Annotated in this window: 19 protein-coding genes; 10 read left to right on the forward strand and 9 right to left on the reverse strand. The window is 66.7% G+C overall.

The genetic code is table 11. The features are described from left to right. Positions 1-38: 38 nt before the first annotated feature. Positions 39-1,760, reverse strand: a complete 1,722-nt coding sequence (locus AC1C2M_RS10065; protein WP_495436260.1) for a cation:proton antiporter — start codon at positions 1,758-1,760, stop codon at positions 39-41. Between the two features lie 137 nt (positions 1,761-1,897). Then, positions 1,898-5,587: a multifunctional oxoglutarate decarboxylase/oxoglutarate dehydrogenase thiamine pyrophosphate-binding subunit/dihydrolipoyllysine-residue succinyltransferase subunit gene (locus tag AC1C2M_RS10070; RefSeq protein ID WP_495432891.1), complete on the reverse strand. Its 3,690-nt coding sequence runs from the start codon at positions 5,585-5,587 to the stop codon at positions 1,898-1,900. 134 nt (positions 5,588-5,721) lie between these two features. Between AC1C2M_RS10070 and guaB1 the strand changes: the two genes are divergently transcribed. From guaB1 to AC1C2M_RS10085, 3 genes are all read left to right on the forward strand, one after another. Further along, positions 5,722-7,161 (forward strand): GMP reductase, encoded by a 1,440-nt coding sequence (guaB1, locus tag AC1C2M_RS10075; RefSeq protein WP_495436262.1) that lies wholly within the window; start codon positions 5,722-5,724, stop codon positions 7,159-7,161. A 179-nt stretch (positions 7,162-7,340) separates the two neighbouring features. Next, complete coding sequence (locus tag AC1C2M_RS10080; RefSeq protein ID WP_495436501.1) at positions 7,341-8,642, forward strand: hemolysin family protein; 1,302 nt, start codon at positions 7,341-7,343, stop codon at positions 8,640-8,642. Then, positions 8,635-9,684 (forward strand): hemolysin family protein, encoded by a 1,050-nt coding sequence (locus AC1C2M_RS10085; protein WP_483405628.1) that lies wholly within the window; start codon positions 8,635-8,637, stop codon positions 9,682-9,684. The genes AC1C2M_RS10080 and AC1C2M_RS10085 overlap by 8 nt, the downstream gene beginning before the upstream one ends. On the opposite strand, the gene AC1C2M_RS10090 is transcribed toward AC1C2M_RS10085, so the two are convergent. Then, positions 9,681-10,787, reverse strand: a complete 1,107-nt coding sequence (locus AC1C2M_RS10090; protein WP_495436264.1) for an NADH:flavin oxidoreductase/NADH oxidase — start codon at positions 10,785-10,787, stop codon at positions 9,681-9,683. The two genes, AC1C2M_RS10085 and AC1C2M_RS10090, sit on opposite strands and share 4 nt — an antisense overlap. Positions 10,788-10,862: 75 nt before the next feature. On the opposite strand from AC1C2M_RS10090, the gene AC1C2M_RS10095 reads away from it, so the two are divergent. From AC1C2M_RS10095 to AC1C2M_RS10120, 6 genes are all read left to right on the forward strand, one after another. Further along, positions 10,863-11,702: an ADP-dependent NAD(P)H-hydrate dehydratase gene (locus AC1C2M_RS10095; protein WP_495436265.1), complete on the forward strand. Its 840-nt coding sequence runs from the start codon at positions 10,863-10,865 to the stop codon at positions 11,700-11,702. Between the two features lie 121 nt (positions 11,703-11,823). Further along, positions 11,824-12,258 carry an FMN-binding protein gene (locus tag AC1C2M_RS10100; RefSeq protein ID WP_495432894.1) on the forward strand — a complete coding sequence of 145 codons (435 nt, stop codon included), beginning with the start codon at positions 11,824-11,826 and terminating at the stop codon, positions 12,256-12,258. Further along, positions 12,248-13,240, forward strand: coding sequence for an FAD:protein FMN transferase (locus AC1C2M_RS10105; RefSeq protein WP_495436267.1), 993 nt, complete (start codon positions 12,248-12,250; stop codon positions 13,238-13,240). Before AC1C2M_RS10100 ends, AC1C2M_RS10105 begins: the two co-directional genes overlap by 11 nt. 54 nt (positions 13,241-13,294) lie before the next feature. Continuing rightward, positions 13,295-14,833, forward strand: a complete 1,539-nt coding sequence (locus AC1C2M_RS10110; RefSeq protein WP_495436268.1) for an FAD-dependent oxidoreductase — start codon at positions 13,295-13,297, stop codon at positions 14,831-14,833. A 291-nt stretch (positions 14,834-15,124) separates the two neighbouring features. Beyond that, positions 15,125-16,402, forward strand: coding sequence for a glycosyltransferase 87 family protein (locus AC1C2M_RS10115; RefSeq protein ID WP_495436269.1), 1,278 nt, complete (start codon positions 15,125-15,127; stop codon positions 16,400-16,402). Positions 16,403-16,420: 18 nt separating this feature from the next. Beyond that, positions 16,421-16,735 carry a thiamine-binding protein gene (locus tag AC1C2M_RS10120; protein WP_495436270.1) on the forward strand — a complete coding sequence of 105 codons (315 nt, stop codon included), beginning with the start codon at positions 16,421-16,423 and terminating at the stop codon, positions 16,733-16,735. 63 nt (positions 16,736-16,798) lie between these two features. On the opposite strand, the gene AC1C2M_RS10125 is transcribed toward AC1C2M_RS10120, so the two are convergent. From AC1C2M_RS10125 to AC1C2M_RS10150, 6 genes are all read right to left on the reverse strand, one after another. Beyond that, positions 16,799-17,446 (reverse strand): response regulator transcription factor, encoded by a 648-nt coding sequence (locus AC1C2M_RS10125; RefSeq protein WP_108390437.1) that lies wholly within the window; start codon positions 17,444-17,446, stop codon positions 16,799-16,801. A 28-nt stretch (positions 17,447-17,474) separates the two neighbouring features. After that, on the reverse strand, positions 17,475-18,650 hold the full coding sequence (locus AC1C2M_RS10130) for a hypothetical protein (RefSeq protein WP_483405636.1): 1,176 nt from the start codon (positions 18,648-18,650) through the stop codon (positions 17,475-17,477). Further along, positions 18,647-19,843: a sensor histidine kinase gene (locus AC1C2M_RS10135; protein WP_495436271.1), complete on the reverse strand. Its 1,197-nt coding sequence runs from the start codon at positions 19,841-19,843 to the stop codon at positions 18,647-18,649. The genes AC1C2M_RS10130 and AC1C2M_RS10135 overlap by 4 nt, the downstream gene beginning before the upstream one ends. A 127-nt stretch (positions 19,844-19,970) precedes the next feature. Then, entirely contained in the window at positions 19,971-21,185 is a 1,215-nt protein-coding gene (metX, locus tag AC1C2M_RS10140) for a homoserine O-acetyltransferase MetX (protein ID WP_495436273.1), read from the reverse strand. Positions 21,186-21,248: 63 nt separating this feature from the next. Next, entirely contained in the window at positions 21,249-22,145 is an 897-nt protein-coding gene (locus tag AC1C2M_RS10145) for an oxygenase MpaB family protein (RefSeq protein WP_495436274.1), read from the reverse strand. 122 nt (positions 22,146-22,267) lie between these two features. Beyond that, a complete protein-coding gene (locus tag AC1C2M_RS10150) occupies positions 22,268-23,590 on the reverse strand; it encodes a bifunctional o-acetylhomoserine/o-acetylserine sulfhydrylase (protein ID WP_483405640.1) in 1,323 nt (440 codons plus the stop codon). 206 nt (positions 23,591-23,796) lie between these two features. Here AC1C2M_RS10150 and AC1C2M_RS10155 point away from each other — a divergent pair, with 206 nt between their 5' ends. Continuing rightward, positions 23,797-24,576, forward strand: coding sequence for an SDR family NAD(P)-dependent oxidoreductase (locus AC1C2M_RS10155; protein ID WP_495436276.1), 780 nt, complete (start codon positions 23,797-23,799; stop codon positions 24,574-24,576). Positions 24,577-24,579: the final 3 nt, after the last annotated feature.

The following is a 24,579-nucleotide window of genomic DNA, read 5'->3' on the forward strand; positions in this document are numbered from 1 at the left end:
ACGGATGCCACGGCATCGGTTCACCGCCTTCGTGTGTGTCACTGCCGTCCGACGCGACCGCTCAGCTGGGCAAGCCGGGACTCCTCGAGGTCGAGGATATTCTGGGCCCGTTCCATCACCCTCGAGCTGTACGCGCCGGTAGCCCGGGCGTCGAGCAGCGCGTCACGCTCCGCCTGCAGCACCCGCAACCGAAGAATCCGGTGCTGCTGGTGTGGCCCCGGTCGACCCGAGCGGGTTTCGGCGACTGACTCGCTGCGCATGATGCTGTCCTCCCGCACCCGCTCGATGACGTCGGGGGAGAACTCGCCCCCGTTCTCGGCGAGCAAATCGGGATTGTCGAGGGTGGCCAGTCCGACGTCGCTGATCTCGTTGATAAGCCCGGCCAGTTCTGCCCGGTCTGCGGCGGGATCGGTGCCGACGATCCCCAGTTTGCGGATGAGGATTGGCAGCGTACCGCCGTTGGCGAGCAGTGTGACAACGGCGACAGTGAATGCGATGAGGATCAGTTGCGGTCGGTACGGGATGTCGGTTGGCAGTGACTGCGCCGCCGCGAGAGTGACGACGCCACGCATCCCCGACCAGGCGAGCACCGCTCCACCTCTCCAGCCGAGCCCCTCCGAGGTGAGGAAGGTCACGTCTGCCCGCCGGCGGGTGAGGAACCGGCGAACACGCTTCGTGTTACCGGGAGAGGGCACACCGCCAGACTCCCGGTCGTCGAGTTTCCTGATCGCGGAGTCGAGGTACTGCTCCTGCCCCTCGGCGCGTCGCTGGTCGCGGCGCAGTATCGCGATGAGCGGGATCACGAAGAGGGTGCGGATGAGCATGAGGAGAATGCTGGCGAGGATGCCGAGGCCGATGGCTGCGGTCACGCTGAGGTCGTCTGCCTCCACCTGGTCGATGAGCGTGCGGAGCTCGACGCCCATCAGGAGGAAGACACCGTTCTCCAGCACGAACTGTGCTGTGCGCCAGTTCAGGCGCTCGGCGATCCGGTCACGGGAGCTGAAGTACCTGGCACTGTTGTGGCCGGTGATCAGCCCGGCGACGACCACCGCGAGGACCCCCGAGGCATTGAGCTCCTCTGCGGGCAGGAAGGCCAGGAATGGCACGGTGAACGACAGCGTGGTGTTGAGGATCGGGTCGTCGAACTTTGATCTGACCCAGACCATCGCGTAACCGACAGCGGTACCGATGACGATGGCGGCAGCGACCGCGTAAGCGAACTCCCCGGCCACCTCCGCGAGCGAAACCGCCCCGGCAGACGCGGCAATCGCGGAGCGCAGCAGCACGAGTGCAGTCGCGTCGTTCACCAGTCCCTCGCCCTCGAGTACGGTGACCAGGCGCGGGGGGAGACCGAGCCGCTTTCCGATCGACGTCGCGGCGACAGCATCCGGCGGGCTGATGACAGCTCCGAGAGCGATCGCAGCGGGCAGGCTGAGGTCCGGGAGGATGAGGTAGAGGGCGAAACCCGTGATGAACGCCGAGACAATCACGAGCAAAACGGAGAGGCCGGTGATCGCCTTGAGGTTGCGGCGGAAATCGACGAGGGGGACGTTGACCGCTGCCGCATAGAGGATCGGCGGCAGGACCACCGAGAGAATCAGCTCGGGCGGTACGACGATCTCGGGGACGCCCGGCACGAAGCTCGCGCCGATCCCGACGACGACGAGGAGGAGCGGACTCGCCACTCCGAGCCTGGGGGCGAAGCGCGCGACGACGACGATGGCCAGGACTCCGAAGAGCGCGAGGATGGCGTATTCCATGGCCCAAGAGTAGGTCGGATGCCGTCACGCGTGGAGTGCTTGCTGGCGGGCGCCCGCGGTGGTACGCGGCCGGAATCAGGGAACACGAGAGGGGTGCCGGCCGAAGCCAACACCCCTCTCGGTCGCTTGCGACAGGCCTAGAGGGTGAGTGCCCTCGACAACAGGTCGGCCTGCTCGGACGCGTGGCGCTTCGCCGAACCCGTTGCGGGCGACGCTGATGCGGCGCGGGAGACAACGCGGATGCTGCGCTCTCCGACGTGCTTCGACGCCTCGAGCGCGATGAACGGCCATGCGCCCTGGTTCTCCGGCTCGTCCTGTACCCACACCAGTTCGGCGTTCGGGTACTGGGCGATCACCGCGGTGAGGTCATCCTTTGGCAGCGGGTAGTACTGCTCGAGCCGCACGAGGGCGACCTCATCGTTCGGCTGCTTGGCGAGTTCGGAGACGAGGTCCCAGTGGATCTTGCCCGAGTGCAGAAGAACACGCTTCACCGCGGCCTTGTCGGTGATCCGGGCATCGTCGATGACGGGCTCGAACCTGCCGCTCGTGAAGTCCTCGACACTCGACGACGCACCGCGGAGGCGGAGCATGGCTTTCGGCGTGAAGACAACGAGCGGACGACGGGGCCTCGCGTACGCCTGGCGGCGCAGCAGGTGGAAGTACGACGCGGGAGTCGATGGGCGGGCCACCGTCATGTTGTTCTCGGCGCACAGCTGCAGGTAACGCTCGATCCTCGCGGACGAGTGGTCTGGTCCCTGTCCCTCGTAGCCGTGGGGCAGCAGGAGCACGACGCTCGAACGCTGTCCCCACTTCTGCTCGGCACTCGAGATGAACTCGTCGACGATGGTCTGGCCACCGTTGGCGAAGTCACCGAACTGGGCTTCCCACAGCACGAGCGCGTCGGGGCGTTCCACGGAGTATCCGTATTCGAAGCCCATGACCGCGTACTCCGACAGGAGCGAGTCGTAGATCCAGAACCGTGCCTGGTTGTCGGCGAGGTTGGCGAGCGGGAGCCACTCCTGACCGTTCACGCGGTCGTGGAGGACGGCGTGGCGCTGCACGAAGGTGCCGCGTCGGCTGTCCTGGCCGCTCATGCGCACCGGTGTGCCCTCGACGAGGAGGGAACCGAGAGCGAGGAGCTCGCCGAATGCCCAGTCGATGTTGCCGTTGCGGCTCATGTCGAGCCGCTTCTGCAGCAGCTGCTGCAGTTTCGGGTGCACAGTGAACCCGGCTGGCTTGTTGTTGAAAGCGTCTCCGATGAGCTGCACGACGGCCTCGGGCACGCCCGTGGTCTCCGGCTCTCCCGAGTAGCCGTCGTCATCGGCCATGTCATCGAGGATGATGGGCGTCGACGCCGTCTGGGAGGCGTGGGTTTCCATGAATGCCCGCTCGAGGCGGTCCTGGAAGTCGCGGTGGGATGCCTCGTACTCGTCTTCGGTGATGTCGCCACGACCGACGAGGGCCTCGGTGTAGAGCTTGCGCACGCTGCGCTTCTGCTCGATGAGGTTGTACATCAGCGGCTGCGTCATCGACGGGTCGTCGCCCTCGTTGTGACCGCGCCTGCGGTAACAGATGAGGTCGATGACGACGTCCTTCTTGAATTCCTGGCGGTACTCGAGGGCCAGTCGCGCAACACGGACGACGCTCTCGGGGTCGTCACCGTTCACGTGCCAGATCGGGGCCTGGATCGTCTTGGCGACATCGGTCGAGTACACGGACGAGCGGCCTTCACCCGGAGTCGTCGTGAAGCCGACCTGGTTGTTGACGACGAGGTGGATTGTTCCGCCCGTGCGGTAGCCGCGCAACTGAGACAACTGCATCGTCTCGAGCACGATTCCCTGGCCAGCCATCGCTGCGTCACCGTGGACGAGGATGGGGAGCGTTGAGTAAGAGCCGATCGGCTGGCGATCCTGCTTCGCGCGGACGATGCCCTCGAGGACACCGTCGACAGCTTCGAGGTGTGACGGGTTGGCGGCGAGGTACACCGGGAGCTCGCTGCCGTCGGAGGCGCTGAAGGTTCCCTCGGTGCCGAGGTGGTACTTGACGTCGCCGGAGCCCGATGCCTTCTTGGTCGTTCCCTCGAACTCCTGGAAGACCTGTCCGTAGGTCTTGCCTGCGATGTTGGTGAGGACGTTGAGGCGTCCGCGGTGGGCCATTCCGATGGCGGCACCGTCGAGTCCCGCTTCGGCAGCGCCCTGCAGGATTGCGTCGAGAAGGGCGATGGTCGATTCGCCGCCCTCGAGGCTGAAGCGCTTCTGGCCGACGTACTTGGTCTGCAGGAAGGTCTCGAATGCCTCTGCCTCGTTGAGCTTGCCGAGGATGCGCATCTGCTCGTCGTGGGTCGGCTTGGCGTACGGTCGCTCCACCTTCTCCTGGATCCACTTGCGCTGTGCCGGGTCCTGGATGTGCATGTACTCGAGGCCGATGGTGCGGCAGTACGAGTCACGGAGCAGGCCGAGAATGTCGCGGAGTTTGGCCTGGCGCCTGTCGCCGAAGCCGCCGGTGACGAACTCGCGGTCGAGGTCCCAGAAGGTCAGGCCGTGGTTGAGGATGTCGAGGTCAGGGTGCGACCGCTGCACGTATTCGAGCGGGTCGACATCGGCCATGAGGTGGCCGCGCACCCGGAACGAGTTGATGAGCTCCTGAACGCGAGCGGTCTTGTTGACCGTGTCGCTGAGGTCGACCGAGATGTCCGGTGCCCAGTGCACCGGGTCGTACGGGATGCGGAGGGCGGCGAAGATGTCCTGGTAGAACGACTTCTGACCGGTGAGGAGCTCGTGGACCTTCTTGAGGAACTCGCCGGAGCCTGCGCCCTGGATGACGCGGTGGTCATAGGTCGACGTGAGGGTGATCGTCTTGCCGATGGCGAGCTCGACGAGCGTGTGCTCGCTCGCGCCCTGGAACTCCGCCGGGTAGTCGAGGGCACCGGCGCCGATGATGCAGCCCTGCCCCTTCATGAGGCGCGGCACGGAGTGCTCGGTACCGATACCACCCGGGTTCGTCAGCGACACCGACGCGCCCTTGAAGTCATCGGCGGTCAGCTTGTTGCCGCGCGCACGGGTCACGAGGTCCTCGTACGCGGCGAGGTACTCACCGAAGGTCAGCGTGTCTGCCTTCTTGATCGCGGGAACGAGCAGCGCGCGGCTGCCGTCCGGCTTGGGGATGTCGACGGCGATACCGAGCCCGACGTGTGCCGGTGCGACAACACTGGGCTTGCCGTCAACGACGTCGTAGTAGACGTTCTGGCTGCGGAAGTCCTTGAGGGTCTGGATCAGGGCCCAGCCGATGAGGTGGGTGAAGCTGACCTTGCCGCCACGAGCGCGCTTGAGGTGGTTGTTGATGACGATTCGGTTGTCGATCATGAGCTTGGCGGGGATAGTCCGCACGCTCGTCGCCGTCGGAACCGTCAGGCTGGTTTCCATGTTGGTCGCGAGCGACTTCGCCATGCCGCGCAGCGGCTGCACGGTGTCCTGCGGCTCCTCGCGTTCGGCGTCAGAGGCATCAGGCGCTGCCGGTTTCGTCGGCGCGGTGCGCGGGGCATCCGCCGGGATCGGCGCGGCTTTCGGCTGCACAGACGTCGTCTTCGCTTCCGGCTGCGACCCGATGACAGGGATCGGGGCGGTGAGCGGGTGCGAGGGAGGGGCAGGACGCGTAGCAGCGTCGCCCTTCACTGGCGAGTAATTCTCGAGAATCGGCCACCACGACTGATCAACGGAATTCTTGTCGACAATGTACTGTTCGTACATCTCATCGACGAGCCACTCGTTAGCTCCAAATTCACCCGACGAACCGTCGTCAGTTCCCACACCGGTCAACTGGCTTGACACCGCCAGACCACCACTCTCTCCATTGAATTGAGCACAACAGCGACATCCGTGGGAAGCGCTGTCAGATCCAGTTCTCAAGCCTAATCCCTTTGGCCGGATGCTGCGGCCCTTCATCGGGAGGTACCGTGGAGTTCATGGAGTTCTACGGGCAGAAACCAGATTTCGATCTCACCTATTCGGACGTTTTTCTCGTCCCATCGCGGTCGGCGGTGACCTCGAGGCTCGACGTCTCCCTCGCGCCGGGAGACGGCACGGCCGCGCGCATTCCGATTGTCTCCGCCAACATGAACTCGGTGACGGGACCCCGCCTGGCCGCAACGCTCGCGCGGCGCGGCGGGCTGGGTGTGCTTCCCCAGGACATGCCGCTTCAGGATCTCGATTCGGCGATCCGGTGGGTCAAGGACCAGCCCGTCGAATACGACACGCCGATCGAGTTCTCCGCTGACGCCACAGTCGCCGACGCGCTGCTCATGACCCCGGCGCTGGCCGGACACGGCATCGTCCTGAGGTCATCGACCGGGGAGTACCTCGGATGCCTGCCGGCGACCGCACTCGGATCGACGCGTCCCGACGCGAAGCTCGGTGATTTGCTGCACGAAAGGCTCACGTCGATCGATGCGGAGGACGTGACAGACCCGCGGAGCGCCTTCGACCTGCTCGTCGCGGCCGACCTCGACTTTGCCCCTGTGCTGCGGCACGGAAAGTTGATCGGCACCCTGTCGCGCACGAGCGCGTTGAGGGCAACCCTGTACAAGCCGGCACTCGACGCCTCCGGCCGTCTGGTTGTCGCGGCAGCGATCGGCATCAACGGCGACGTGGCGGCCAAGGCGCGTGCCCTCGCCGCCGCCGGTGTCGACGTGCTCGTGCTCGACACCGCCCACGGACACCAGGAGGGGATGCTCAGAGCTCTCGCAACGGTCAAGGCACTCGGACTCGGACTCCCGCTCGTCGCAGGCAACGTCGTGACACCGGTCGGCGTCAACGACCTCGTCGAAGCCGGGGCCGACATTCTCAAGGTCGGAGTGGGCCCCGGTGCCATGTGCACGACCCGGATGATGACGGCCGTCGGCAGGCCGCAGTTCTCCGCGGTACTGGAAACCTCGGAGGCCGCTCGTGACCTCGGTGCCCACGTGTGGGCAGACGGAGGGGTGCGCTACCCGCGCGATGTCGCCCTCGCTCTCGCCGCCGGAGCGTCGAGCGTGATGATCGGGTCCTGGTTTGCCGGAACCGTCGAAGCACCCGGAACCCTGCACACGGATACCGACGGGCGGCTGTACAAGGAAAGCTGGGGGATGGCATCCACCAAGGCTGTCCAGGAACGGTTCGGACGACTCGACCCGTATGAGCTGGCTCGCAAGACACTGTTCGCCGAGGGCATCTCGTCGTCGAAGATCTACCTCGACCCCGGCCGCCCGAGCGTTGAGGATCTGCTCGACATGATCACCTCGGGAGTTCGGTCGTCGTTCACCTACGCCGGGGCATCGAGCGTCGAGGAGTTCCGGGAGCGCGCCCTTGTCGGTGTGCAGTCGGCCGCGGGATACGACGAGGGCAAGGCGCTGCCGGTGTCCTGGTAACGACCCGGTTCGCCGCTCGGCCTGGTTTTCTGCCCCGCCGTCTCAGATACTTCGCGGCGGGAGCGATGGCCGCCTGCGTATAATTGCGAGCACAATGGACGACCCCCCTTCTGCTGAATCGCCCGCCTTCTCACAATCTGCCCCTCTCGCGTGGGAGGTGACCGGTGTTTGAGTGGATCATGCTCGGCGTCGGGTTGCTTCTGACCGTCGGCACCGGCCTCTTCGTCGCCAGCGAGTTCGCGCTCGTGAACCTCGACCGCTCCGAACTCGAGGCGCGCCAGGAGCGCGGCGAGTCCCGGCTGGGCATGACGATCGCCGCGCTGAGGATCACGTCAACGCACCTGTCGAGCGCCCAGCTCGGCATCACCCTCACCACTCTGCTCACCGGGTACACGATGGAACCGGCGATCACGACCCTGCTCTCCGAGCCGCTCGTCTCCGTCGGGCTTGCTGAGGTCGCCGTGGTCCCCGTGGCGACGACCGTCGCGATCGTCGTCGCCACCCTGCTGTCGATGATCATCGGTGAACTCGTTCCGAAGAACTTCGCCCTCGCACTGCCGGTCCAGACCGCCAAGCTCGTCATCCCGTTCCAGTCGGTGTTCACCGCTGTCTTCAAGCCAGCGGTTGTGCTGCTCAACGGCAGCGCGAACGGACTCCTGCGATCGATCGGGATCGAGCCGAAGGAAGAGCTGTCCGGCGCGCGCACCGCTGAGGAGCTCTCGAGCCTCGTGCGTCGAAGCGCGGGAGCAGGCACCCTGGAAAGGGACACGGCCACTCTGCTGAACCGCACTCTGCTGTTCGCGAGCCACACCGCAGCGGATGTCATGACGCCACGACCGCGCGTCGAGGCGGTACGCAGGGGAGATTCGGCCAGGCTTGTGGTTGAGCTGGCGCGAACGACCGGTTACTCCCGGTTCCCCGTCATCGATGAGGATGCCGATGACGTCGTCGGCCTCGTGCACGTCAAGCAGGCCATCGCGGTGCCTCGCGCCAAGCGTGGGGACGTGCCGGTGTCTGCGCTTCAGTCCGAGATCGTGCGTGTTCCCGAGACCATGCGCCTCGATGCCCTGCTCAGCGAACTGCGCGGCCGCGGTTTCCAGATGGCTGTCGTCGTCGATGAGTACGGCGGAACCGCCGGAATCGCCACTCTTGAGGACCTGGTCGAGGAACTCGTCGGTGAGGTCGCCGACGAACACGACCGCACGCGAGCGGGAGTCGTCCGCACGCTCGGCTCCATCGCCTTCCCCGGTGACCTCCGTCCAGACGAACTGCTCGAACGCACCGCGATCACGGTCCCAGAGGACGGACCGTACGAGACCGTCGCGGGATTCGTGATGAGCGAGCTCGGCAGGCTGCCCGTGGTGGGCGACACCGTAGAGATCGACTCCGGCACGTTGCGGGTCGATCGACTCGACGGTCGCCGTATCGATCGCATCCGTTACACACCCCACCCGCTCGAGGAAGGAGCCGACCATGAGTGACTGGGCTGGAATCGCCTGGCTCGTCGTCCTGCTCGCCGGCAACGCCTTCTTCGTTGGTGCCGAGTTCGCCGTCATCTCGGCCAAGCGGTCGCAGATCGAACCGCTGGCCGAACAGGGCAAGCGCAGTGCCATCACCGCCCTGTGGGCGATGGAACACGCGACGCTCATGCTCGCGACCAGCCAGCTGGGTATCACGGTGTGTTCGCTGCTGATCCTCAACGTGTCCGAACCCGCGATCCATCACCTGCTCGAGGTCCCGCTCGCGATCACCGGGCTCCCCGAGGAAATGGTCGGAACCGTCGCATTCATCGTGACGCTGCTGCTCGTCTCCTACCTGCACGTGGTGTTCGGCGAAATGGTGCCGAAGAACCTCTCGTTCTCGGTGCCCGATCGTGCGGTGCTGCTTCTCGCGCCACCGCTGGTCTTCGTCGGCCGCGTCTTCAAGCCGGTGATCTGGGCGCTCAACGGGGCGGCCAACGCGGTGCTCAGGCTGTTCGGGGTGGAGCCGAAAGACGAGGCCACGTCGACGTTCACCCTCGACGAGGTGGCGAACATCGTCTCCCAGTCGACGCGTGAGGGCCTGCTGCTCGACTCGACCGGCGCACTCGTTGCGGCTTTCGAGTTCACCAACAAGAAGGTCATCGACGTCGCAATTCCCCTCGAGAACCTCATCACGCTCCCCGAGAACGCGACACCGACCGACGTTGAGCGCGCGGTCGCCAAGCACGGCTTCTCGCGTTACGTGATCGTCGATGAGAACGGTCTGCCGTCCGGCTACCTCCACCTCAAGGACGTCCTCAGCCTGGAGTCGGATGACGACGAGGACGAGTCGGACAAGCCGGTTCCCGCCAAGCGCATCCGCCATCTCGTGTCGATTTTCGAGGACACCGACCTGGAAGACGCCCTCGCGATCATGCGACGGTCAGGCGCCCACCTCGCCCGCGCGTTCAACAGCGAGGGCGACAACACCGGCGTGTTGTTCCTCGAGGACATCATCGAGGAACTCGTCGGCGAAGTTCAGGATGCCACGAGGCGGCACTAGCGGTCGGCCGGCGCCGGGTTCGGAACCGGGTACGGCGCCCGCTCGTACTGACCGGGCAGGTAGTCGATGCTCGCGCCGAGTTCGGCCGCCGCGCGCAGGGGGAAGTGTGGGTCACGGAGCGCTTCGCGGCCGATCAGGACCGCGTCGGCGCTGCCCGACGCGACAATGTCCTCGGCCTGCCTGGCCTCGGTGATCAGGCCGACCGCGGCGACGCCGACGCCGGCAGCAGCCCTCACCGAGGCAGCGAACGGCACCTGGTAGCCGGGCGAGAGCGGGATATCGACGCCGGCGATCGCGCCTCCCGTCGAGATGTCGAAAAAGTCCACTCCGGCATCCGCCGCCCAGCGGGCCGCTGTTGCCGTCTGGGTCTCGTCCCAACCGCCCTGCGCCCAGTCGGTGGCTGAGAACCTGACGAACACCACGGCGTCACCGGCGTTCTCCCTGACCGCCTCGACGACCCTGAGCAGCAACCGTGCGCGGTTCTCGAGCGATCCGCCGTAGCTGTCGGTGCGAGTGTTGACGAGCGGGCTCAGGAACTGGTGCAGCAGGTACCCGTGCGCGGCGTGAATTTCGAGCACGCTGAAACCCGCCGTAACGGCGCGGCGAGCTGCAGCGGCGAAGTCGGCGACCACGCTGTCGATGCCAGCCTCGTCGAGCTCGCGCGGGGCTGCAAAGCCGTCGAATGCCTCGGTCGTCGGGCCGACGGTCTCCCAGCCGCCGTCCGCGATGGGCAGGCTGCCGCGACGCCCCTCGCTGCCCCACGGGGCGAAGGTCGACGCCTTGCGCCCGGCATGGGCGAGCTGGATACCCGCTGCAGCGCCGTGCGACTCGATGAACCGAACCACGCGCGCCCAGGCATCCGCTTGTTCGTCCGTCCAGATCCCTGTGTCGCGGTCGCTGATCCTGCCTTCGGGGCTCACCGCGGTGGCCTCGGAGATCACGAGTCCGGCGCCGCCGACAGCGAACTGACCGAGGTGCACGAGGTGCCAGTCGGTCGGGATGCCGTCCCTTGCCTCGACGGAGTACTGGCACATGGCCGGGATCCAGACGCGATTGCGGATCGTGAGGTTCCTCAGGGTGAGTGGAGCGAACAGGGTGGGCATCGATCTCCTTCGAGCGGCGCGCTGTGTGCGAACCACGGCTGTTCAACCTATCCCACAGGCCTCTATCGTGAGGGTATGGAGAGCGAATGGATGCCGTGGGCCGAGCGCGATGCAGCAGCATACGTTGCGGTTCCCACTGAGCGCGATGATAAGTACAGCCGCGGCGTGCTGGGGGTCGTCACCGGGTCTGCCGAGTACCCCGGTGCCGGGGTCCTCGGCGTCGAGGGGGCAGCGCGTACCGGGCTTGGGATGATCAGGTATCTCGGCGACGCGACGAAGCTCGTGCTGTCGCGACGCCCCGAAGTGGTGACCCTTCCCGGCCGGGTGCAGGCGTGGCTCATCGGGTCGGGCACCGATTCGGGGGAGCTGGGACTGCTCGAGACCCTGTTCTCCGATGCCCTCGCGTCAGACGAACCTGTCGTTGCCGACGGCGGTGCGCTCGAGATGGCGGCAGAAGCGCCGAGGGCCGGGGTGATCGTCACACCCCACTACCGGGAACTGGCGCGCATGCTCGCGCACGTCGGCGAGAACGTCTCGGCCCAGACCATCGCGACAACGCCGTCGGTCTGGGCCAGTCGCGCCGCTGACATCCTCCGCGTCACCGTGCTGCTCAAGGGCAGCACCACCTTCATCGCCGAGCCGCTCGGAGCGAGAATCGCCGTCTCCGGTGCGCCCGGCTGGACGGCGACCGCCGGCGCAGGCGACGTGCTCGGCGGTGTGCTCGGTGCGCTCGTCGCGACGCACGCAGACGGGGCGTTCGAGCCCGGAACGCTCGCACGGCTGGCGGCATCTGCGCAGGTGCTGCACGCGACTGCGGCACACCTCGCCTCACGCGGCGGCCCGATCGTTGCGCTCGACATCGCTGAGGCGCTGCCCGATGCGGTCAGGCAGGTGCTTGCCCTCCGCGTCGACTGACGGCATCCGCGCACTTCTCACAGGGATGTCCCAGCCCCACGGTGCGCAGAATTTCGTCGCTTCTCGCTACCATTAGTTTCAGCTACAACTAATTAGGACAACCGCGAGAACGGAATCAGCCATGCAGGTAAGCACCAGATCCCAGGCGGCAGCAGCCCTGGCAGGACTCGCCGTCATCGGCGGACTGGCCGGCTGCTCGGCGCCGTCCGGCCAGGCAGCGAACGACGATGGCAAGACCAAGGCAGCGCCGGAGGCCGGCACGGAATACGCCGACGGCGAGTACACGGCGACGGGCGATTACACCTCGCCGGGCGGTGAGGAGACGGTCACCGTGACGCTCTCGCTCGAGGACAGTGTCGTGACCGCGCTCGACGTGGTGGGGAGCGGACACACCCCGAACGGCAAGAAGTTCCAGGGCGAGTTCATCGACAACATCTCTGACATCGTCGTCGGCCAGCGGATCGACGAGTTGAAGGTCTCCAAGGTCGCCGGCTCGTCCCTGACCAGCGGCGGATTCAACGCGGCGATCGATGAGATCAAGGGCGATGCCGCGTGACCCTGACGCGCTCGTGATCGACGATGAGTCCGCTGGACCCGGTGTCGGGCCCCCGACCGCGGGAGCGGCGGGCTCTGTCGAATTCGACGCGATAGGCACCCGCTGGCAGATCGACTCGGACCGGCCGATCTCTGCCGGCCTGGTGAGAGAGATCACGAAGCGGATCGACGACTTCGACCGCGTCTGGTCACGGTTCCGCGACGACTCGACGGTGACGAGGATTTCGACGGTCGGCGGGGCCTGGGACCTGGGACCGGATGCTCCCGCACTGTTCAGCCTGTACCGGCGCCTCGGCGAGGCAACAGGTGGCGCTGTCTCGCCGCTCGTCGGCGATGCGCTCGCCGCGCTCGGCTACGACGCGTCGTATTCTTTTCGCCCGAACGGCGTCCGGGCGCCGGCGCCGGTGATGACCGACGTCGCCACGCTGGACGGCACGGTACTCACCGTGAGCCGTCCGGTATCGATCGACATCGGCGCTGCCGGCAAGGGCTACCTCGTCGACCGCGTGGCCGAGCTTCTCCTGGCCGGCGGCCACAGCTCGTTCACTGTCGACGCGTCAGGCGACCTGGTGCACAGCGGCCCGCCCATACGGATCGCGCTCGAGCATCCGTTCGACCCTCACCTCGCCATCGGAGTGCTGAGCCTCGCCGGGGGAGCGCTCGCCGCATCCGCAACGAACCGGAGGGCATGGGGGAACGGGCTGCACCACGTGATCGATGGCCGTACCGGAGAACCGGTGCGTGAGGTCGTTGCCACCTGGGCGACCGCCGAGGATGCGGCCACGGCCGACGGTGCGGCGACGGCGTTGTTCTTCACGAGTCCTGCAGCGCTGCGTGCTTCGCTCGGCGCTGGGGGGCAAGGTATCGAAGCGCCCAATATCGACGCGCCCGGTATCGAAGCGCCCGGTATCGAAGGGCTCCGCATGTTCACCGACGGATCGGTCGAGTATTCTTCGGGGTTCTCCGCCGAGCTGTTCCGGTAAGGGCTGTTCCGATGAGGGCTGGCTGATGCGAATTCCGCGACGAAAGGTGTCCCGATGCGAGATGTTCCGGTGAGAGATGTGCCGAAGAGAGCTGCGTCGCTGAGAGGCACGTTCGACACCGCGCTCGGCCGCGTCACGACGTACCGGCAGGTCCTCGTCCTCCTCGTCCTGCTTACCGGGGTGAGCATGCTGTTGAGCGCGACCGGACTGCTCTTCTTCACCCCGCTGGAACTGGTGTGCGGCCTCCTCGTCGCTGTCGGCGCCAGTTACCTGTCCAACGCCGTGGTCGCCCGCCTGTTCCGGGTGGTTCCGAACGCCGAATCGGCGATCATCACCGGCCTCCTGCTGTTCTTCATCTTCCGCCCGAGTACCGAACCCGGTGAGCTCGTCGCCACTGCGGCCGCTGCGCTCGCAGCCACGCTGTCGAAGTACCTCCTCGCCGTTCGGGGCAGGCACATCGTCAATCCGGCCGCTTTCGGCGCCGTGGTCGTCGGGGTAACCGGACTCGGCGTGTCGTGGTGGTGGGCGGGAAGCCAGGTTCTCCTCCCGGTCGTGCTCGTCGCCGCGTTCCTCGTGCTGTATCGCACGCGTCGCCTCGCAATGGCCGGTGTCTTTGTCGGCGTGAGCGTTGGCGTCATCGCCGCTGGGCTGGTCGGGGGTGGCATGTCGGTCGGTGCGGCACTGCTCACGCCGTTCACCTCGTATCCCGTCGTCTTTCTCGCCGGGTTCATGCTGAGCGAACCGCTGACCCTCCCGCCGAAGCGCTGGCAGCAGCTCGCTGAGGCGGCGGTGGTCGGAGTGCTGTTCGCCCTGCCGTATTCGATCGGACCGCTCTACTCGACGCCGGAACTCGCGCTTGTCGTCGGTAATGTCCTCGCCTTCGTCGTGACCCAGCGCCGTGGCATCCGCCTCGAAATGGTGTCGCGTCGCCGGATCGGCCCGTCGATCGTCGAGATGACGTTCCGGCCGGCCGCGCCGGTGAGATTCGAGCCAGGGCAGTACCTCGAGTTGCAGGTGCCGCACCGCCCTGCCGATGCGCGTGGGCAGCGGAGGGTGTTCAGCATCGCGTCACCGCCGGCATCCGCCGACGTGTCGATCGCGTACCGGGACAGCGCGAGCAGTTTCAAGACCGCGCTCGGCAACCTCGAGCCTGGCGACCGCGTGCGGGCGACCGGGATCTGGGGCGACTTCCTGCTGCCGCGGGATGCCGCACGGCCGGTGCTGCTTGTCGGCGCCGGTATCGGGGTCACACCGTTCCTGAGCCAGCTGGCCGCTGCCGGTGGGAGCGGGCGCGACATCGTGCTCGTCTACACCGTCGCGGATGCCGCTGAGCTGGCTGTTCTCGACGGCCTCGACCTGGCGGGCGTGCGCGTTCTGGTGCTCGCTCCGGAGCCTCCCGCCCGTCTGGCCGACGGTGTCAGCTATCTGGGGGCCGGCCGCATCGATCGCGATCGCCTCGCCGCAGCCGTTCCCGACGCTGGGTCGCGTGAGGCATGGGTGTCGGGGCCGCCCGCGTTCGTCGACGACATTCGTCCGATCCTCCGCGCCGTCGGAGTGCGCCGCATTCACAAGGATTACTTCTCGGGGTACTAGCTCGCCGGTGGGTGCCTGATCGGGGTACCAGCTCGCCGGTGGGTGCCTGGCCGCCCGGTGTCGCGCGTTCGGGTGACACCTGCTGTGGGTGTGCACGCCCGGCACCCGCAACAACCGTCACTCGAAGCGTTACACGGGGTGCATCGGCGCCCGAGTGAGCGTGTCGCGGCCTACGTTCGGGTGACACCTGCTGTGGGTGTGCACTCCTGGCACCCGCACCAACCGTCACTCGAAGCGGTACACGGGGCGCATTGGCGACTGTGTGAGCGTGTCGCGGCCTAGGATGATGCGGTGAGCAGGTCGATCGGGGTGTGGGGCGCGTTCGTCCTCGTGCACGTCACCCTCGGCTGGATCTGCCTCGGCATGCCCGGCACCGGTATCGGCGCGTACGCGATCGGGCTCCCGCTGGGCGACGTGACCCTCGTGTACCAGCGCTGGGTCGAGCAGGCGCTCGCCGGAGACGGAATTCCGGGCATCGACGGGCGGTGGGTGTACCCGGCTGCGGCGCTCCTGCCGCTGTTCGCCGCGATGGCCGCGGGCCCGGGGAATTACGGGCTCACGTGGCTTGTCCTCGTGACCGTGCTCAATGCCGCCGCGCTCGCCGTGCTGCTCGGGCGTCACAGCTCTCCGCGTCGCGTCGCTGCGGCGTGGTGGTGGATCGCGTTCACGGCAGCCCTCGGACCGATCGCCCTCGCTCGCATCGACTCGATCACCGTGCCGCTCGCGATCATCGCCCTCCTGGTTCTGGCGAAGCATCCGCGTGTGGCCGGCACCCTGCTGGCTCTTGCCACCTGGATCAAGGTGTGGCCCGCGGCGATCATTTCGGCCCTCGTGATCGCGTCGCGCCGCCGGTGGGACATCGTCGCCGCCGGGCTGGCCACGAGCGCGGTGATCGTATTTCTCGTTGTCGCTGCCGGCGGGGCAGAGTTCCTCTTCGGTTTCGTCACGGAGCAGGCCGATCGTGGGTTGCAGATCGAAGCTCCCGCGGCATCCTGGTATCTCTGGCTGGCGGCGCTGGGATCAGGGTCGAGCGCCATCTACTACAGCACCGAGATTCTCACCTTCCAGGTGACTGGGCCGCACGTCGACACGGTCGCAGCCGTTCTGACGCCCCTGAGCGCCGTCGTGGCGGCGGGTGTGGCGTTCGCGGGCGTCGTGGCGGTCAGGAGGGGCGCCCCGGTGGTCCGCGTTCTGCCGCCGCTCGCGCTGGCGCTCGTTGTCGCGCTCCTGCTCGTGAACAAGGTCGGGTCGCCACAGTTCGTGACGTGGCTGATCGCGCCCGTCGTGCTTGGCGTCGTCTGGCGGGGGCGCCGCTATCTCGTTCCGGCGGTCATCGCCCTGATCATCGCCGCGCTCACGCATCTGGTCTACCCGTATCTCTACGGGCACCTTCTTCTGGCTGACCCGGTTCTGGTCGCGATCCTGACGGTGCGAAACCTCGGTTACGCGGTTCTGCTCGGCTGGGCGATCACGGCCGTTGTTCGGGCGGGCCGACGCGTTCCGCCGAGAGGCCCTGTCACCGGTGCAACCGACGGAGTTAGCATGGAGAACGAGACCGCACACCGCTGAACTAGCCAGGGAGTAGTCATGCTCGTCGCCTTCAGTGTCGCACCGTCCGGCGGCACCAACCCCGATGCGTCACTGCACGATGCCGTCGCCGCGGCCGTGAAGATCGTGCGGGAGTCCGGGCTTCCCAACTCGACTGATTCGATGTTCACGACGATCGAGGGGGAGTGGGACGAGGTCTTCGACGTCATCAAGCGCGCGACGGATGCCGTCTCGCGGTTCGGACCGCGCGTGTCACTCGTGCTGAAGGCCGATATCCGCCCGGGGCACACCGGTGAACTCACCGGCAAGGTCGAGCGGCTGGAACGCGCGCTCGAGGAAAACCCGTCGGAGTGACCCGGTCACCCGGCCTTGGGGCCGGGTACCGGAAATGACCCGCTGCAGCGGGTCGTGTGCTGGTCAGTCGAGGATGATGCCGTCGAGGATCGCGCGCTTGCGGAGCGCGACCTTGGTTCCGACGTCGAAGCCGGACGCGCGGTACTTCTCGCGGATGCGCTTGAGGTAGCTCTTCGCCGTTTCCTCAGAGATACCGAGTTCGTAGGCGACGCTCTTGACCGGTTCGCCCGCGGCGTAGAGTGCCATGACCCTGCGCTCCTGGGCGCTGAGCTTGGGAGATCCGCTCTTATTGGCGTTGAGCGCGATGTCGAGCTCGTGCGAGATGAACGACTCACCGATCATCGCCGACCGGATGGCCTCGACGATCATCGAGGGGTCTTCGGTCTTCACGAGGTACCCGAGCGCGCCGGAGGCCAGTGCCTCGCGGACGACGGCGGGATCCGAGTACGTGCTCATGAGCACCGTCTTCACGCCCGTCGTCTTGAGCGTCGAGAGCTTGAGCGACACGGGGATGTTGTCCTTGAGGTCGAGGTCGAGAAGCACGACATCGACGGGGAACTCGGGGTGGGTGAGCAGCTCCGGCCAGGTTGGGACGGCGGCGACCATGGTGATGTCGTCCGCTGCGCCGCGAATCCACTCGGTCAACGCTCCAAGAAGCATTTTGTGATCATCGACGATCGCAAGCCGAATGGGTGCCTCTGCACTGCTCATCTGTCTCCCCCTCTAAGCATCCGTTGGCCTAGTGGTCAATCGGATTGTCCACGGTGCACTCTATGACAACCATCAGCGCGCCGGGCGTAGTGCTATCAACATACCGTCCTGCACGGCCAAGATGCTGCCATGTGGCCGGTTCCACGTCAACGCGCCGCATCCCCTTCGCCTCAATCCGGATCGGGAAGCGGATACCGCCCGAGCGATCCGTGCCCTGGGCAGCCGCAGGACCGAGGGTCACTATCGCTTCCCGCGTCGTGCGCTGTTCCCCGTACATCAGCAGCCAGAGTGCCGACAGCAGACCGTCGCGCTGGCGCTGGTTCAGCAGCCCGGCAAGCGATTCCGGGTCGCGCAGGTCGACAGCCCCCGACAGGAAATCGGACTCGCTGATGGCGTGGTGAAGCCAGGTGTGTCGCCGGCCAGCGATGAGGTGGAGTCGCAGTTCGGTGGCGAGCGCTCCGGCGCGGGCCGCACGCTCGTCCTCGAGCGGGAGTGGCTCGCGGCCGCTCGCGATATCGTCGAAGAGCCGCTCGATCTCGAGGTCGATTGACGCGAGTTCCTCGGATTCGAGCATGCTCACGCCGAACGCGGGCGCTGTGACCGTTGATTGGATGAGCACGCGGTCAAGGGTCATCATCACCATTCGCCGGTACGAGCCCACGATGGCCGCGCCGATGAGCGGTGGCATGATCGCGAGGGTCCAGAGCAGGATGTCCGATCCGAGAGCGAGGGTGTCCGGCCCGGGATTCACGGCATAGTTCACCGCAAGCGCCACGGCGAGTGCTGTTGTGACGATAATCAGGTCCCGAACCGGACGGATGCTGGCGATTCCAAGAAGCACGCCGCCGACCGCGATAGCGGCGGTCGGGAAGAGCCCGAGGTCGCTGAGGCCCCACACGGCCGCCAGATCGAGCACCACGACAGCGGCGAGCCCGATGCTGAGCATGACAAAGGCGAAGTTGCCGAGGATGAAACCGTTGGCGCGCACCACGATGATGGTCGCAACAGACGCTCCGATGAGGAGCAGCCAGGCGGCGACATTCAGGGGCAGGTTCGGGTATTCGGACACGTGGAGCGAGAAGCGCCACAGGCAGCTCAGGATGATCATCGCTCCGGCGACAGCGAGTCCCGTGCCCAGCTGGTGGGTCCCGAGCGAGGCTCGCGCTGCGGCGGTCCGGTTCGGCCTGCGGGCAGTTCTGGTCACTTGGGAACCTCCAGTACGACCGTCGTCCCGGCGTCGGGAGCGCTGAAGACACGGACGCTTCCACCCGCGTCGCGCACCCGCGCGACCACGGACTCGGCGAAACCGAGCCGCCCGCCTTCGACCGCCTGCGGATCGAAGCCGACCCCGGCATCCGTCACGACACCGCGGACAACCTCACCGTCATCGCTGAGGGTGACGTGGGCGACCGTTTGTCCCGAGTGCCTTCGCACGTTCTCGAGGCACTCACTGAGCGCGAGGACGAAAGCCTCGAGTTTGGTGCCGGGGAGACCGAGCTGGCCAGAGCCGTGCCAGTTGATGTCGAGCCCGATTGAGCCGAACCGTCTCTTGAGCGCCTCGAGGGTGCCGCCGAGGGCGAGTTCGGCGGTGTTGGTCAGGGTGTACTCGCCGCTCGACTTGGGCTGGGGGGATTCGCCGAGGCGCAGTCTGGTGAGCAGGGCCCCGTCGGATTCGGCCTGGGACCTGAGCGCCTCGGGGGCAACTCCGACGCCGGAGTGAGCGAGCAGCGTGAGCGTCGCGAGTACTGTGTCGTGCAGCAACCGGGCGTCCCTGTGCCGCTGGGTTTCCGTCTCGGTGGCTCGGCGCTCCACGTTGTGTGCCCGGCCGATGCTCGCAACGCGGGCCATGATGCGCGGGAAGCTGGACCGGAGCCACAGGCCGAACATCGTCGAAACACCCCAGCCGACGGAGATGAAGACGAGAAGCGGGAGAGTGCGGGGGTTCACGCCGGTGCTGAGGGCGAGGATGGTTCCTATCGTGCTGATGAACGCGAGAGCAAGGCAGGCGAGCTGCCCCCAGGTGGAGACGAGGATCGTGGCCATCGACCCGATACCCCAGGCACCGATGGCCGAGATGGCGCTCCCCGTTCCCATGTTGAGCTGACCATCTGCGGGGATGTAGATCGCGGCGATGGTGGAGAGCCCGATGCTGTAGGTGAGGATCATCCAGAGCGGGTCGGGCCGGTAGGTCATGATGATTTGCGCGGCGGCCAGGGCAGCGAGAAGGAGCACACAGGTCAGGTAATTCGGAAACTCCATCGCGCCGGGAAGTGACAGGCAGATCAGAGCGGTGACTGTACCCGTGAGGCCGAAGAGCCGGGTGGTGCGGTACAGCAGTCGCGCGAGTTGCCAGCTGAAGCGATCCCGCTCTTCGGCACTCAGTCGTTTCGGGCTCATCCTTCGCCCGTGAAAGCACCGAACGTGCGCTGGAGGAGCGGATGCGCGTCATCGAGGGTGCCAGCCATGTTCGGCAGTATATTGCCAGCCCGGTGTTCGCGAACGTCGACGCGGCCGGTTCTGCCGCTCAGGCGGCAGGCGATTCCAGCAGGCGCGAGAGGTGGAAGCTCACGGCGACGTGTTCGATCAGGAATCCGTCGTGCCCGTACTCGGATTCGATGACCGCCGGGGTGGTTCCGTCGATACCGGTGCGGATGCCCGCGGCGATGCGTTCCTGGCCTTCGACCGGGAATAGTCGGTCAGAATCGATTCCAAGCACGAGCGTTGGGGCACGCACCCGACCGAGGGCTTCCTCGATCCCGCCGCGGTCGCGACCGACATCGTGCGAGTTCATCGCCTCGACGAGCGTGATGTAGCTGTTGGCGTCGAAGCGGCGAGTGAACTTGTTGCCGTGGAAGTCGATGTAGGACTCGACCGCGTACTTGCCGCCGTCACCGAGGGGGCTGATCGGGGACTGCCAGCTGCGTTCGAACCTGTCGTTGAGTTCGGTCGGGCTGCGGTAGTTGAGCAGTGCCATCCGTCTCGCGAGGGCGAGCCCCCGATGCGGACCCCCACCGTCGCGTGCGTCGTAGAAGTCACCGCCGGCGAACAGGGGATCGGTCTTGATCGCCTCGATCTGCACCGAATTGAGCGCGATCTGGTCTGCCGTGGTCAGGGGAGGTGCCGCGAGGACCGCGAGACGGCCAACCCGCTCCGGAAAGCCGACGGCCCACTCCAGCGCGTGCATTCCACCCATCGAGCCGCCGATGACCGCCGCCCAGCGCTCAATGCCGAGCGAATCGGCGAGGGCAACCTGCGCTCTGACCTGATCGCGGATCGTGGTGAACGGAAACCGTGACGCCCATTCGAACCCGTCGGGCGAGAAGGAGGCTGGTCCGGTCGAGCCCTGGCAGCCGCCGAGCATGTTGGGAGTGACGACGAACCAGACGTCGGTGTCGATCGCGAGTCCAGGCCCGACGATCTCCTGCCACCAGCCGGCCGTGGGGTGACCTGGACCGGCCGGGCCCATGACGTGGCTGTCGCCGGTGAGCGCGTGGGCGATCAGAATCGCGTTGTCTTTCTCGGGGGAGAGGGTGCCGTAAGTCTCGAAGGCGATGCGGACGTGTGGCAGGCTCTGTCCGCTCTCGAACTCCAGCGGACCGAGGTCGGCGAACAGGCGGAATCCACGCGGGTCGCCGTCACGCCACGCGCCCGTTGCCGGGGGCTTGCCGAGCACGTGCCTGGTGTCCGCCTCGGTGATAAAACGGGACGGGACCGTGTCTTCGGGTGTCTGCCAGTCCATGCGTCCATTGTGCCCAACCGGAGTCCAGGCCGCCGTCGTGTTACGACTGGCGGCTTGATTCGCTCAGACGGATGCCGATATCCGCGCGATTCTGCGAAGCGCGGCATCCTCGGAGGTCGACCGACGGCCAAGAATGCGTCGGACGCCGCCGAGAACCACCCGGGTGGTCGTGATGGCGGGCCACAGCGGTCGGCGAAGGCCGAGGAGCTCACGGTACTCGCGGGGGATCGACGCCACCGCGCCGGCGAAGAGCACCCGGTAGGCCGGAATGACGGCTCGTGACAGCGGCGGATTGCGGATGAAGTGCACGATCTCGGTCACTCGCTCGTCATGTTTCAGGGTGCCTGCCGCATACACCGAGTGCAGATGTTCCTCCAGCTCAGCGGCCGATCGGGGTGGCTGCTCGACGCCGATGAGCTCGCCGGCCTTCGCCCACTCGCTGACATAGGCGTCTGCGCCGCCGGGAATCGCTGAACCCCAGAGAAGCTGGCAGGCCAGGAACGAATCGGTGAAGACCGAGTGCACCCAGTCGAGGAGTTCCGGATCGTCGGCCGCGTACTCGCGCTCATCGCCGTTCGCGTCGAGGTACGTTCCCGTGACGCGTTCGTGGAACCGGCCGACGCGCTGCGACTCGGTGACGGCGGTGGCCGTGTCACCGAAGGTGACGGTCATCAGCCAGCGGATGGTGCCGGACAGGCGGCCGAGCGGGTCTTCCCGATACCTCGACCAGTCGTGCACGCCGGCCAGTGCGCCCGGATGGAGTGCCTGCATCAGGAGCGATCGGATGCCGGCGACCATCGTCGGGAGTTCACCGTGCACCAGCCACGACGCCGAGCCCGGACCGAAGAAGCCGGCGTCATCACCGGCCTCGAGCCGGTCCACCCAGGCGGGTCGACCTTCGCTCGAGCCGGAGAGTGTGCTCAGGAGATGCGACTTCCACGCGTCGGCCAGCCTCGTCATCGGGCGAGGATAGCTCCGGCTGCTGAGAGCGCGCCGACCGTCCGGTCGCCGGCAGCTCCGGCGATCGACAGTTGCGGCGATCGTCCGGCGCCCCGGCATCCGCTCAGGGGTTCCTGACCCGGCTACGCCCGCGCGGCCTCGACGACCTTTCGGGCAGCGGCGAGACCCTGCTCGAGGTCTGCCTTGAGGTCAGCGACGTTCTCGAGGCCGACCGACAGGCGCACGAGGCCGGGCGTGACCCCGGTGGTGAGCTGCTGCTCAGGGGTGAGCTGGGAGTGCGTCGTCGACGCCGGGTGGATAACGAGAGAGCGAACGTCACCGATGTTGGCGAGGTGGGAGAACAGGCTCAGCGAGTTGACGAGCTCACTTCCGGCGTCGACGCCGCCCTTGAGCTCGAAGCTCAGCACGGCTCCGACACCCTTCGGCGCGTACTTGTTCGCCGCCGCGTACCAGGGGCTCGACGGCAGTCCCGAGTAGTTCACGCTCGCGATGTCCGGGTGGCTGTCGAGCCACTCCGCGATTTCCTGCGCGTTTTGCACGTGACGCTCGATCCGGAGGGACAGGGTTTCGATTCCCTGGATGAGCTGCCAGGCGCTCGCCGGGGCGATGGCCGCACCGAGATCGCGGAGCAGCTGGACGCGCGCCTTGATGATGTACGCGAGGCCATCACCGACAGCCGTCGTGTAGCTTGCACCGTGGTACGACGGGTCCGGCTCGGTGAGGCCGGGGAACTTCTCCACGTTCTTCGACCATTCGAACGTTCCGCCATCGACGATGACGCCGCCGATCACCGTGCCGTGGCCACCGAGGAACTTCGTCGCCGAGTGCACGATGATGTCCGCGCCGTGCTCGAACGGCCGGATCAGGTACGGCGTCGCAATCGTGTTGTCGACGATGAGCGGGATGCCTGCCTCGTGCGCGATGCTCGACACCAGCGCGATATCGAGGATGTTGATGCGTGGGTTGCCGATCGTTTCGGCGAAGAACAGCTTCGTGTTCGGGCGGATGGCGCGGTGCCACTCGTCAGCGTCGTCCTGGTCCTCGACGAACGTCGTCTCGATGCCGAGCTTCGCGAGCGTGTACTTGAACAGGTTGTATGTACCGCCGTAGATCGAGGACGACGAGACGATGTGGTCGCCCGCCTGGGCGATGTTGAGGATCGAGGCCGTCGACGCGGCCTGGCCGGACGCGAGAAGGAGGGCGCCGCTGCCCCCTTCGAGAGCGGCGACCCGCTCTTCGACGACGGCCTGCGTCGGGTTCTGGATCCGGGTGTAGATGTTGCCGAACTCGGCGAGGGAGAAGAGGTTCTTCGCGTGGTCCGCGCTGTCGAACACATAGCTCGTGGTCTGGTAGATCGGCGTCGCGCGAGCCTTTGTTGTCGGGTCGGGCGCAGCACCCGAGTGGATCTGCTTGGTTTCGAACTGCCAGGAAGCTGAATCGGCCATGATGAGCTCTTTTCGGGTGAGGGGGCGGGGGACACGCGGGCTGGGGCTTGGCCCTCATTCGAGACTAAGCACCGTGACAGCAGGCACACAATCCCACCGCAACATGACGTAATCGGGCCCAGCGCAACATGGCGTAGTCGAGCCGCCAAAACACGGCGGTCGAGCGGATCGCCGGTCCCTCGTGGACCCGCCGCTACTCTGGAGCAATGACGAGAAGACGCGCAGTGGTGACAGGGGCAAGTTCAGGAATCGGCGAGGCGACGGTTCGCCTGTTCGCGAGCCGTGGCTGGGACGTCGTCGGCGTCGCCCGCCGGCGGGACCGGCTGGAGGCGCTCGCCGCGGAAACCGGTGCGCACGTCGTTGTCGCCGACGTCACGGTGCAGGCCGACGTCGACCGCATGCGGGACGAGGTGGCGGCATCCGGTGGTGCTGATGTCCTGGTCTGCAATGCCGGCGGTGCTTTCGGTATGGACTCCGTCGAGGCGAGCGACCCCGATGACTGGGCGAGGATGTTCGACGTCAATGTGCTCGGCACCAAACGGGTGATTTCCGCGCTGCTTCCCGTTCTGCGCGACACGGTCGAGGCTCCGGATGCCGCGTCGATCGTCGGTGTCACATCGGTCGCCGGTTTCATCGCTTACGAGGGAGGCGGAGGGTACAACGCCGCCAAGTTCGCTGAGCGGGCGCTCTTCGCCGTGCTCAGGCTGGAACTCGCCGGTGAGCCGATTCGCGTCATCGACGTAGCTCCGGGCATGGTGCACACCGAGGAGTTCTCGCTCGTGCGATTCGGCGGTGACCAGGCCCGCGCCGACGCGGTCTACGACGACGTGCCGGACCCGCTCGTTGCCGATGACATCGCCGAGGCCATCGTGCACGCCGTCGAACTGCCCGCGCGCGTCAACATCGACTCGATCGTCGTGAAGCCGGTGGCCCAGGCAGCCCTGCACAAGGTGATCCGTGGCGAACTCGCGATGAAGCGGAGCTGAACG

Source organism: Mycetocola sp. Y444, assembly GCF_059445295.1.

What these genes read in the sequence shown, in the direction of transcription:
- metX (WP_495436273.1), bottom strand. Translation starts at nt 21,185, where the DNA reads ATGGACTGGCAGACACCCGAAGACACGGTCCCGTCCCGTTTTATCACC.
- AC1C2M_RS10110 (WP_495436268.1), top strand. Translation starts at nt 13,295, where the DNA reads ATGCGAGATGTTCCGGTGAGAGATGTGCCGAAGAGAGCTGCGTCGCTG.
- AC1C2M_RS10150 (WP_483405640.1), bottom strand. Translation starts at nt 23,590, where the DNA reads ATGGCCGATTCAGCTTCCTGGCAGTTCGAAACCAAGCAGATCCACTCG.
- guaB1 (WP_495436262.1), top strand. Translation starts at nt 5,722, where the DNA reads ATGGAGTTCTACGGGCAGAAACCAGATTTCGATCTCACCTATTCGGAC.
- AC1C2M_RS10080 (WP_495436501.1), top strand. Translation starts at nt 7,341, where the DNA reads ATGCTCGGCGTCGGGTTGCTTCTGACCGTCGGCACCGGCCTCTTCGTC.
- AC1C2M_RS10105 (WP_495436267.1), top strand. Translation starts at nt 12,248, where the DNA reads ATGCCGCGTGACCCTGACGCGCTCGTGATCGACGATGAGTCCGCTGGA.
- AC1C2M_RS10155 (WP_495436276.1), top strand. Translation starts at nt 23,797, where the DNA reads ATGACGAGAAGACGCGCAGTGGTGACAGGGGCAAGTTCAGGAATCGGC.
- AC1C2M_RS10120 (WP_495436270.1), top strand. Translation starts at nt 16,421, where the DNA reads ATGCTCGTCGCCTTCAGTGTCGCACCGTCCGGCGGCACCAACCCCGAT.
- AC1C2M_RS10065 (WP_495436260.1), bottom strand. Translation starts at nt 1,760, where the DNA reads ATGGAATACGCCATCCTCGCGCTCTTCGGAGTCCTGGCCATCGTCGTC.
- AC1C2M_RS10085 (WP_483405628.1), top strand. Translation starts at nt 8,635, where the DNA reads ATGAGTGACTGGGCTGGAATCGCCTGGCTCGTCGTCCTGCTCGCCGGC.
- AC1C2M_RS10135 (WP_495436271.1), bottom strand. Translation starts at nt 19,843, where the DNA reads ATGAGCCCGAAACGACTGAGTGCCGAAGAGCGGGATCGCTTCAGCTGG.
- AC1C2M_RS10090 (WP_495436264.1), bottom strand. Translation starts at nt 10,787, where the DNA reads ATGCCCACCCTGTTCGCTCCACTCACCCTGAGGAACCTCACGATCCGC.
- AC1C2M_RS10100 (WP_495432894.1), top strand. Translation starts at nt 11,824, where the DNA reads ATGCAGGTAAGCACCAGATCCCAGGCGGCAGCAGCCCTGGCAGGACTC.
- AC1C2M_RS10125 (WP_108390437.1), bottom strand. Translation starts at nt 17,446, where the DNA reads ATGAGCAGTGCAGAGGCACCCATTCGGCTTGCGATCGTCGATGATCAC.
- AC1C2M_RS10095 (WP_495436265.1), top strand. Translation starts at nt 10,863, where the DNA reads ATGGAGAGCGAATGGATGCCGTGGGCCGAGCGCGATGCAGCAGCATAC.
- AC1C2M_RS10145 (WP_495436274.1), bottom strand. Translation starts at nt 22,145, where the DNA reads ATGACGAGGCTGGCCGACGCGTGGAAGTCGCATCTCCTGAGCACACTC.